Origin of the sequence: Pseudovibrio sp. WM33 (assembly GCF_001623165.1) — a bacterium.
GTDB lineage: Bacteria > Pseudomonadota > Alphaproteobacteria > Rhizobiales > Stappiaceae > Pseudovibrio.
The window spans coordinates 1-10,576 of record NZ_LMCK01000017.1 but is presented as its reverse complement, the minus strand read 5'-3'; the positions used below and the strand labels follow the sequence as shown (position 1 = coordinate 10,576).

The window sequence follows — 10,576 nt, the reverse complement described above, 5'->3', positions numbered from 1 at the left end:
CGGAACGGCGGGAATCAGCCGTAATGACGATTACCGGGGTCTTGGCAATTTCAGAATCTTCGTCCTGCCTGAGAATACGGAGGAAGTCATTGCCATCAATCGGGTGCATGATCCAGTCGCACAGCACAATATCGGGCCTGCGATCGAGCAGAATTGCGATCGCGTCGGCCCCGTCGCCTGCTTCGTAGATCGAACGCACGCCAAAGCCGGAGATCATAGTGCGCAAGATGGAACGCATGTAGTTGTTGTCATCCACAATAAGGATTGAATAGCCAGACAACAAAGAATCGCTCTGAAGCAACAAACTCTCCCTGAGGGCGAAAAAACCTAGAAAAACATCGGGCAGCGAAAGGCAGGAGGCACATAGTTCCAATTTTCTATGTGCTTCGCATATAAATATTTATCAAAAAAAGAGGGGCTGCACAATGTGCAACCCCTGATCATCATATGAATACTCTAGATAGAGTTAAGTGTTCACTGCAAGGCGTGTATCAGATTCTTTTCTGAGGTTCTCTGCGATTTTGAACGCCAGCTCCAGAGCTTGATCCGCGTTGAGGCGAGGATCGCAATGGGTGTGGTAACGATCACCGAGTTGTTCTGCGGACAATGCGCGTGCACCGCCGGTACATTCGGTCACATTACGGCCAGTCATTTCGACGTGAACACCACCTGCATGAGTGCCTTCAGCGCGGTGAACCGCGAAGAATGCTTCTACTTCACGCAGAATACGCTCGAACGGACGCGTTTTGTATCCGTTTGCAGTGATGGTATTGCCGTGCATCGGGTCACAAGACCAAACAACTTTCTTACCCTCACGCTCAACAGCGCGTACCATAGCTGGAAGATGTTCGAACACCTTGTCCTGGCCGAAACGGGTGATCAGTGTCAGACGACCAGCTTCGTTTTCAGGGTTCAGAACGTCGATCAGCTTGATCAGCTCTTCAGGATCAAGAGATGGACCACATTTGAGGCCAATCGGGTTCTTGATGCCACGGAAGAATTCAACATGTGCATGATCCAACTGACGCGTACGATCACCGATCCAGAGCATATGGCCGGATGTTGCGTAACATTCGCCAGTGGTGGAATCGATGCGTGTCAGCGCTTCTTCGTAGCCCAGAAGCAATGCTTCGTGGCTGGTGAAGAAGTCGGTGGAACGCAGCTGTGGTGTATTGTCGGGATCAACACCGCAAGCACGCATGAAGGAGACGGCGTCGGAAATACGATCAGCCATTTCCTGATAGCGGTGTGCCTGCGGGCTGTCTTTTACGAAGCCGAGCATCCACTGATGGACGTGATCCAGATTGGCAAAACCACCTTGCGCGAACGCACGGATCAGGTTCAACGTCGCAGCAGACTGACGGTAGGCTTTCACCTGACGCTCAGGGTCTGGAATACGAGAGTCTTCGTTGAACTCGATACCGTTGATGATGTCACCACGGTAGCTTGGCAGTTCAATATCGCCCTTCTTCTCAATATTGGAAGAACGCGGTTTTGCAAACTGACCAGCAATACGGCCCACTTTTACAACTGGTTGCTGCGCACCATAGGTGAGCGCCACAGCCATTTGCAGGAATGCTCTAAAAAAGTCGCGAATGTGATCAGCGTGATGCTCTGCAAAGCTCTCCGCACAATCACCACCTTGCAAGAGGAATCCACGCCCCTCGGCAACATCAGCGAGCTGCGCTTTCAACTTGCGCGCCTCACCTGCAAACACGAGCGGCGGATAAGTTGCTAGGCGACTTTCAACGTCTGCCACTGCTTCCTTATCTGGATAGTCCGGTACCTGCACGATCGGTTTTGATCGCCAGGAATCCGGTGTCCATTTGTCCGCCATTTTAAAACTCCATCAATACGGAATGCTGCCAGCGCGCCCTATGCGCCTATCTTTGGCAGCGTTAATTCTTTGAGCCGTTCTCATCTTGTGACAAAAGCCCAGAAAGGCTTATACACGCAGCCCGTTTATCTGACTAGGGGTACGTATACGTTGTTTTATCGCTGTAGGTTGAGGATACCTCAAAAAAATCAGGCCTCATGAGAATCCATCAAACCAATCTGCTTTGGAGCTACTATGTTCTAGCAAAACTGAACTTGGTAGATAATTATTTCAAAGCACCCTTCAAGACCGCAGATGAACACTTGTGTAAAGATACATGAAGCGTTCACACTCGCGAACCATGAGCCTTATTTCAGCGATTTAAATATTGAGCATTCACAGATTTCAGCAGATCGTCAATCGTGCCCGCAAGTTCTTTAGACAAGACAATGGCGCGTGGATAAAACGGCTCTGCGCGATCATTTAGAATTGGTACACGATCCCAGCCGTCCGTGGTTTCCATGAAGTGCAACAAGCCTTCATGACCCCATAGACGATGGAATCCAGCCATGACGCAGTCAACATAGCTTTGCAGGATTGGGTGCTCGTCATTACCCCAGTGCGCGTACTGATCCTGCACCTGATAGAGGAACGTGTCTGATGGCATCTGCCTGCCACAATCGGGCACGAAACTATCATCACTGAGGGATTTGCGGTTATAATGCCATTCACGTTTATCCAGCGCAGGCAGGTTTGCTTTTGTATCAAGCACCATCGCACCACGAATGACAGAGCCCTCTTCACGACGGACACCTAATGCGCAAACACCAACGCCTGACATGCGGCCATTGCCTTCTTTGCCTTTGGAGCAACCACGCCATTCCCGCTTCCAGTCACTCAGTTGTCCGGCTACCACTGTCGTGCCTGCGGGCAATGTTTCTTCATTTACGAGTGAGCCATAACCAAAATAGCAAATCTGGTCCTGTGTGAGGTCAGTCACGGGTATTCCTATCAAAACGAGAAAGATGCCCTGCTCCGGCAGCAAGACAAAAAAGAACCGCTAGCAAAGACTAGCGGCTCTTTGGAAGTCAACTAAAGTTTAATTCTTGCGGATACGCTCAGATGGTTCGCGCATTGTCACCAATTCTTCCGCAGCAGTCGGATGCACCGCAATGGTGCGGTCGTAGTCCGACTTGGTGGCACCCATCGACAGGGTCACACCGATGATCTGGATAAGTTCGCCAGAGTCTGGGCCCATGATGTGAATGCCGAGGATTTTGTCAGTATCCGCATCCACCAGCATCTTGAGGAACATCTTGCCTGGCTTGCCGGAAAGTGTGTTCTTCATCGGACGGAAGGATGAGGAATAGATATCGATGTTGTCGAAGCGCGCCTCAGCTTCTTCCTGCGTCAGACCTGCCGTACCAATCTCAGGCTGAGAGAAGACTGCGGTCGGGATCATAGAGTGATCGACATGCCACTCGTTGCCACCATAGGTGCTATCAGCAAAAGCGTGACCTTCACGAATAGCCACTGGGGTCAGGTTGGCACGGTTGGTGACATCGCCCACAGCGAAGATGCTTGGTACAGAGCTCTGGCTCTGCGGAGTAACGACGATTGCACCTGCTTTGTCGAGTTCAACGCCAGCTTCTTCGAGACCGAGGCCTGCTGTGTTCGGGCGGCGACCGATCGCGTAGAGCACCTGGTCGGCTTCGATTACTTCGCCGGCGTGGGTGGTCACTGTCAGACCGCCCTCATGCTTCTCAATGGATGCAATGGTGGACTTGGTTTTGACGGTGATACCTTTTTCTACCATCTGCTCATGCAGACCGGTACGCACGTCCATATCGAAACCGCGCAGGATTTCTTCACCGCGATACAAAAGCGTGGTCTCAGATCCCATGCCGTTGAAGATGCCAGCGAACTCGACAGCGATGTAACCGCCACCGACAACGATGGTTCGCTTCGGGAACTCGGAGAGATGGAATGCTTCGTTGGATGTGATCGTATGTTCGCAGCCGACGAGGCCTGCATCAACGTTTGGCGTTGCACCAACAGCTACAAGGATACGTTCAGCTGTGATGACTTGATCGGTAGACAGCAAACGAACGGTGTTCGGCCCCTCAATCACTGCGCGGCTGTCGTGCAGTTCAACGCCGGACTTATCCAGATTGCGGCGATAAATGCCTTCCAGACGGGTGATTTCCTTGTCTTTATTTTCGACAAGCTTATCAAAATCAAAGGTTGGCGTGCCGTTCAGGCTCCAGCCATACCCGTCCGCATTTGCGAATTCCTCGGTGAATTTAGATGCATAAACAAAGAGTTTTTTGGGAACACAGCCGCGGATAACGCAGGTCCCGCCATAGCGAAATTCTTCAGCAATACCGACACGGGCGCCATGGGTTGCTGCGATGCGCGCTGCACGTACGCCGCCAGAACCGGCCCCAATAACAAAGAGATCGTAGTCGAAATTAGTCATTACAGCCCACTTTCGTTTGCAATAAACCTTATGCAACGACGTTTCGTTACGCTCTAAGGTCTTGTCTTATAAAAACGTAGGCTCAGATTTGGGCCAGATACGCCCAAATTTCAAGGGGCGTATCTGATCTAACTGTTCATTTTGGATTGCGATTTCGTGATCGCTTATTGAGCAGCCATTTCGGCAAGTTTCTTCCGTGAAATTGCAACCATATCGGTGCTGACTGCATCACTCCACTGCTTTGCAGCACCGATCGTCAATGCAGACAGTGTACCCGACAGGTCAGCAAGACGCTTCCCGGTGTCGGAGTTGTAGAAGGTTGCGATTTCATTGAGCTGCTCTTCAGAAAAACGACGCGCCCATACTTCATAAATCACACGATCCAGCTCCTGACGGCGCGGAATAAGTTCAACAGCAGCCTCATTCACAGCGATGTCGATCTCAGCGCTCATTGCCGGATTAGAACGAATAAACAGGGTACGAGTGCGCTCCGCAACATCTGGAAGGATGTTGTCGAAGTTCTCGATGGACTTTGTTGCACGAACAGCCGCTTTTGCAGCTTCGATGTGACTTTCAGAAATGGAATTGTCCTGAGCCATAACCGGGCTGGAAATCAGCACACCAGCAACAACCAGTGATGCAACACCTGCAATTGCTGCAGACTTGAACTTAGCGAGCATAAAATGGCTCCCCTATATTTTAATCAGCTGTCCTAAAATGACTGTCGGGACAGCTTAAGGTTCCAAGACACGAATTTCATCAGTACCGGCAACATAGGCCCGTACTGCCATATCAATAAACAACCCGTGCTCAACGACACCTGGAATAACCTCCAGGCGTTTTGCCAGTGACTTCGGATTGCTGATTGCCTGTAGGTGGCAATCAAGAATGTAGTTGCCGTTATCGGTTACAAGTGGCTTTTCCCCTGCCATACGCAGGATCATCTCACCTTGTAGCCCCTCAGCGTCCAAGCTGTTTTGCATCATCTGGCGAGTGGCCTCAAGCCCGAACGGAACAACCTCCACGGGAAGCGGAAACTTTCCGAGGGTATCAACAATTTTGCTCTCATCAGCAATCACAAGCATGCTTCCGGAAGCCGCCGCAATAATTTTTTCGCGAAGCAGCGCTGCGCCGCCGCCTTTGATAAGGTTCAGCTGCGGATCAATTTCATCCGCCCCATCAATGACCAGATCCAGCACTGGCGTTTCATCCAGTGTGGTCAACGGCACTCCAAGCTCATCGCAAAGAGCTTCAGAATAAGATGAGGCTGGCACGCCGATGATCTCAAAGCCATCCTTCACCATCTCTGCCAGAAGGCGGATCAGTTCATTGACTGTTGATCCAGAACCTATCCCCAACTTCATGCCGGGCTTAACTTCCTTGAGTGCTGCAGCTGCGGCCTGCGCCTTCAAACTCATTGCCATCTGACTAATTTCTCTTCCCCGGACCCAAAGCTTGTTCGGAAACGTTCACAGACAAGAACAATTCTGCCTAGTTATTGCGCTTGGGTCTACTGTGACATAACTCCTGCTGATTACCATGAGGTGTGTGTCCCGCCAAGCAGCAATCCACCCAACACACTATAGGTTTTCCTCGCAAATTGACTTCACGGTGAATTTCGGTAGTGTGGCGCGGATTTTCTCAACAGAAACGAGCTTAAGTATGACAACACCAGTTCTGGTTTTCGACCTAGACGGTACTCTCCTGGAGACCATGGGAGACCTCACAGCGTCGATGAATCATGTTTTGGTAGAAGCCGGGTTTGAAGCCATTGAGCCTGAACGGGTCAGGAAAATGGTCGGCGCTGGCGTGAAAGTGCTGATGAGCCGTGGGCTCGAGGCAAGCAAGATTGAAGTGACAGATGAAGTTCTGGAACCATTGCTTGCCAAGTTTATTCGCTACTACGAGACTCATATTGCAGATAAGACCCATGCATTCCCGCAGGCGCTGGAAACAGTTGCACGGCTGAGAGCTGCTGGCTGGAAAACAGCTATCTGCACAAACAAACTGGAAAAACTGGCTAAACCGCTGGTTCGGGCCATGGATATGGAACACCTGTTTGACGCTGTTGTGGGCGGAGACACCTTCTCCAAGAACAAGCCGGATGCGATGCCAGTTTTTGGCGCAATCGACATTGCCGGTGGTTCTCGCGCAGGCTCCATTTTCATTGGCGATTCCAAGGCTGACATCAGCGCTGCACGTAACGCTGGCCTGCCCGTGATCGCTGTGGATTTCGGTTACACAGACATTCCTGTCCGCGAACTGGGGCCTGATGTAGTGATTTCTCACTACAACCAGCTGGAAGCGGCAGTCAAAGAGTTGAGTGCTGAGAACGCACCGACCTAACTCTCTGATATAGATACAAGATACTCTGCCGCCCCTGTTCGTTCAGTGCGCGGCAGTTTTGTTTACAGCCGCAAATCCGTCTCAATTCCCCCACGTAAATCCCATCAATAAATCACTGCTTGGTTCGATTTTTCGCTCAATGCAGTCACATTCCCCTGCGAAACATTCAGTCAATCGGAAAGCTCTGTTTTTCCAGAAAATGAACATCAACACGGGAACACTGCGCCACATCAAGTGCAGGTCAATGGCTGTATGGTTAAAGCTTCACTCGTTTCGCTGTTTGCGATCATCCTGGCTAGCGCGCTTGCGCAACTGGCGAGCTCAGCTTTGCTGACAAGCTTGCCGCTTCAGATCGCTAGCATTGGCGGCTCTGCCTCTCAAGCTGGTCTTGTGGCCGGTGCTTACTCTCTTGGCTTTATGGTTGGGTGTATGCGTGGTGTGCGCATGATCAACCGGATCGGACACATCAGGGCCTTTGCTGGTGCGGCTGGTTTGACAGCCCTTCTCGTTTTGCTTTTCAAGAACACAGAGAGCATCATTTTCTGGACTGTACTCCGGTTCTTCATGGGGGCGGCATTTGCGGTTTTGTTTGCCACAGCTGATGCATGGCTGAATGAGTCTATCAAAGACGAAGTTCGTGGGCGTATTTTATCTGTGAACTCCATTGTGATTGGCGCAATGGCCATTCTCTCACAGATTTTCGTTGCCAAATTCACCGAGGTTCCATTGCAAATGCTGGAACTGCTCAGCGCTGTATTGCTTGCAGCTGTTGTATTGCTCTGCATGACCCGCTCTGTGCCACCACGCACATACAAAGCCAAGCGCATTAAGTTCAAAGAGATCTGGGCTCAGTCTCCTGTGGCTGTGCTGGGCGCTTTTGCTTCCGGTGCTATTGTCACCAGTCTTTTGACTATTGTTCCCTACTCCCTGTCCAAAGCCGGGGTTGGAGGCAGCACAACAGCTCTAATGATTGCAATGATCTATATTGGCCGCCTGATGTTCCAATGGCCGTTTGGCTCTCTTGCTGACCGCATGGACCGCAGATGGCTCATTCTTGGTTCCTCTGCACTGATCACCGTCATCATGGTTACCTTCCTGATTGCTGACCCGTTCACTGGCTGGAACTCTGGCTTCCTGCGGAATTATCATCTGCTGAGCATGCTGGGTCTGGTGCTGGTTGTTCTTGGAGGCCTCTCCTTCCCGCTGCAATCTATCTGCGTGGCTCACGCATTTGAACGGAAACCAGAAAGCAGTGTTGCGTTGTCGACCTATCTGCTTTTCATCTGGGCTGCGGGTAGTGTTGCAGGTCCAACACTCATCAGTATCCTTGCGCCAGTGCTTGGTTCCAAGACGCCTGATCTCATTTTGATTGGCCTTAGCGGTTCGCTTGCTCTGTTCACCGCCTATCGGCTTTATGTGGCGAAGCTGTTCTTTGTTCGTCGTTCGACACGTAAACAACTCCTAAGTGTGAGCAACATGCCTTATGCAAGTTATCACCAAGCCCAACCCTCTGAAAAATATAAGTAATGCGAAGCCAATGGTGTCAGCAGGACCGCCTCCAGCGATATATTTGGAATTCTTTTGGGAAAAGTTTCTTCAGGGGCTTGCGAGAACCCGTCAAAGGCCCTAAACACCTCCTCACGCCACACGGCGTACCACCCTACGGGGGCGATTAGCTCAGTTGGTAGAGCGCTTCGTTTACACCGAAGATGTCGGGAGTTCGAGTCTCTCATCGCCCACCATTCCTTCTTATGAAGGCTTCAAGTCTCCCGATCATTAGCGGAGGCTTTTTTATTTTCTTCCATTGCTTTCCTTGTACATACACAACACCTCCCCATATTGCTCGAGAGGGTTTTGAACCGCGTCGTAGCTCGACGTTTTCGTGGCATACATCACAACTCTTTGTTTTGAAGCAGAAATTCTTTGAAAGTCTGAAACAGTTTTTCTAAGATGGGCTTCTGAAATTGGGCAGTTTTAAAGATCAGGACCACGTCTATGAACCGGATATTTTTGTTTATCGGCAAGACTTTTGCAGCGTCTGTGATGCTGTTCTTTTTCGTGGTTGTTTTCCAAACCGTGATGTATGGCGGCCCGGCGCGTGATGTTGCAGCCTTTATCTCGGGCGCTGGCGGCGTTTCTTACACTTCTTTTGTTGCGATCCGAAATCGGAACGCCTGATCACCTCATTCGATCCGCGTTAAAAAAGGGAGCCGAAGCCCCCCCTTTTCTGTCGTTCTTATATTTTCAGATCTTCGCCTGTACCGAAGTTATCGGCGACATAATCCAGATCCTTATCACCACGCCCTGACAGGTTGACGAGGATTGTCTCTCCCGGACATTCCTTGGCCAGCTTCATCGCATATGCGACTGCGTGAGAGCTTTCCAGAGCAGGAATGATCCCCTCATAACGAGAGAGTGCCCAGAAGGCTTGCAAGGTCTCATCATCGGTTGCTGAGCTGTAATGCACCTTACCGATATCATGCAGGTAGGAGTGCTCAGGTCCAACGCCTGGGTAATCCAAACCAGAGGCAATTGAATGCACAGGCGCAGGGTTGCCTGCTTCATCTTCCAGAACACGGCACTTGAAGCCATGGAGCATGCCCGGTTTGCCGAATGTCATGGTTGCTGCGTGCTGCCCGAGCTCAGGTCCCTTACCCATTGGCTCAACACCGTGCAGTTTGACTGAGTTATCCTGAATGAAGCCAGAGAAGAGGCCCATTGCGTTTGAGCCGCCACCAACACATGCCACAGCATGGTCTGGCAGATTGCCGGTCATTTCAGTGAACTGCTCACGAGCCTCGATGCCCACGATCTGCTGGAAGTCGCGCACCATGCGCGGGAACGGGTGCGGACCCACTACAGAGCCGATTGCGAACAGCGCCTCATCGGCCTGCTCCAGATAGGATGTGAACGCTGAGTCCACAGCCTCTTTCAGGGTACGACCACCGAAACCAACCGGTACGAGTTTTGCACCCAATAATTGCATACGGACGACATTTGGGTGCTCTTTCTCGATATCCACTTCACCCATGTGAATTTCGCAGTCGAGTTCAAAGTAAGCTGCAGCTGTTGCTAAGGCCACGCCGTGCTGGCCTGCCCCGGTTTCTGCAATGAGCTTCTTCTTGCCCATGTGCTTTGCCAGCAGAGCCTCTGCCATGCAGTGGTTGAGCTTGTGGGCGCCGGAGTGGTTCAGGTCTTCCCGCTTTAAGTAAATGTTCGCGCCTGAGCCAATCCGGTTGGACAGGTTGCGTGCATGCGAGATGGGGGTCGGGCGGCCCTGAAAGTGCTTACGGATGTAGCGCAGCTCATTGATATAGGAGGCATCGCCAGAGATCTTTTCGTAGGCTTTCGCGATCTCTTCGAACTGAGGCACCAGCTCAGGCGGCAAGAATGCACCGCCATACTCACCAAAGTAGCCTTCTTTGTTCGGGAACTCTTTTAAATAATTGTCCATCAGCTCACGCTCTCCCAGCCCATTATCTATATGTATGAGACTGATGCTACTTTAAGCCGTGCGGGGCAATCCATCTGGTAATTGGAACTAGTCACTGATTTCTTGGCAGATAAACAAGCACTTAAAGCACCGCATGGCCTTCCATGCAGTGTTGGAACAGAGTTCCCGGAAATCGGGATGAGCAAGGCGGCAGGCAATACCTGCGCTGTTTGTTAAGTTAGTTTCTTCGGCATTGGCTACACGCCTTGCCCGGGCTTTCTTATAATGAACAACGTCGCCTCTTTTGCCTATAAGGTACGATAGTCAGTTTCCTGAAAAGACAGTGGCTTATCCAGTCAGGTTTCCCTGCTCAGACAGTTCCTCCGTCTTTGACAGACACGTTCAGCAAAAGTGGATTTCCCACCGGTGCATCTGCATCCATCACCGCGTGATACCCTATATTCCTGGGCCCTTCCCCTCAAACCATGCGGTCACGTTTGAA

Annotated in this window: 10 protein-coding genes and 1 tRNA gene; 4 read left to right on the top strand and 7 right to left on the bottom strand. The window is 51.2% G+C overall.

Annotation, left to right across the window (positions count from 1 at the left end; all coding sequences use genetic code 11):
* From PsWM33_RS27920 to rpiA, 6 genes are all read right to left on the bottom strand, one after another.
* Window positions 1-301, bottom strand: a 301-nt coding sequence (locus PsWM33_RS27920; protein ID WP_208994387.1) for a response regulator, incomplete at its 3' end; no start/stop codon positions are given.
* Between the two features lie 165 nt (window positions 302-466).
* Window positions 467-1,837: a class II 3-deoxy-7-phosphoheptulonate synthase gene (locus PsWM33_RS04330; RefSeq protein ID WP_057466053.1), complete on the bottom strand. Its 1,371-nt coding sequence runs from the start codon at window positions 1,835-1,837 to the stop codon at window positions 467-469.
* Between the two features lie 352 nt (window positions 1,838-2,189).
* Complete coding sequence (locus tag PsWM33_RS04325; RefSeq protein ID WP_063299346.1) at window positions 2,190-2,816, bottom strand: gamma-glutamylcyclotransferase family protein; 627 nt, start codon at window positions 2,814-2,816, stop codon at window positions 2,190-2,192.
* Between the two features lie 99 nt (window positions 2,817-2,915).
* The gene (gene gor, locus PsWM33_RS04320; RefSeq protein WP_063293127.1) at window positions 2,916-4,295 is read right to left on the bottom strand and encodes a glutathione-disulfide reductase; all 1,380 of its coding nucleotides are present in this window, start codon (window positions 4,293-4,295) and stop codon (window positions 2,916-2,918) included.
* Window positions 4,296-4,459: 164 nt separating this feature from the next.
* The gene (locus PsWM33_RS04315; protein ID WP_057466051.1) at window positions 4,460-4,975 is read right to left on the bottom strand and encodes a DUF2059 domain-containing protein; all 516 of its coding nucleotides are present in this window, start codon (window positions 4,973-4,975) and stop codon (window positions 4,460-4,462) included.
* 54 nt (window positions 4,976-5,029) lie between these two features.
* On the bottom strand, window positions 5,030-5,719 hold the full coding sequence (gene rpiA / locus PsWM33_RS04310) for a ribose-5-phosphate isomerase RpiA (protein ID WP_063299345.1): 690 nt from the start codon (window positions 5,717-5,719) through the stop codon (window positions 5,030-5,032).
* Between the two features lie 238 nt (window positions 5,720-5,957).
* Between rpiA and PsWM33_RS04305 the strand changes: the two genes are divergently transcribed.
* The 4 genes from PsWM33_RS04305 (at window position 5,958) to PsWM33_RS04290 (ending at window position 8,819) form a co-directional block, all read left to right on the top strand.
* Entirely contained in the window at window positions 5,958-6,641 is a 684-nt protein-coding gene (locus PsWM33_RS04305) for an HAD family hydrolase (protein ID WP_082826871.1), read from the top strand.
* A 252-nt stretch (window positions 6,642-6,893) separates the two neighbouring features.
* Window positions 6,894-8,168, top strand: coding sequence for an MFS transporter (locus PsWM33_RS04300; RefSeq protein ID WP_063293130.1), 1,275 nt, complete (start codon window positions 6,894-6,896; stop codon window positions 8,166-8,168).
* Window positions 8,169-8,307: 139 nt separating this feature from the next.
* Window positions 8,308-8,383: transfer RNA gene (locus PsWM33_RS04295), tRNA-Val, on the top strand.
* A gap of 253 nt (window positions 8,384-8,636) precedes the next feature.
* A complete protein-coding gene (locus tag PsWM33_RS04290) occupies window positions 8,637-8,819 on the top strand; it encodes a hypothetical protein (protein ID WP_057466048.1) in 183 nt (60 codons plus the stop codon).
* Between the two features lie 58 nt (window positions 8,820-8,877).
* Here PsWM33_RS04290 and trpB read toward each other — a convergent pair whose 3' ends face one another.
* Complete coding sequence (gene trpB, locus PsWM33_RS04285; protein WP_063299344.1) at window positions 8,878-10,095, bottom strand: tryptophan synthase subunit beta; 1,218 nt, start codon at window positions 10,093-10,095, stop codon at window positions 8,878-8,880.
* Window positions 10,096-10,576: the final 481 nt, after the last annotated feature.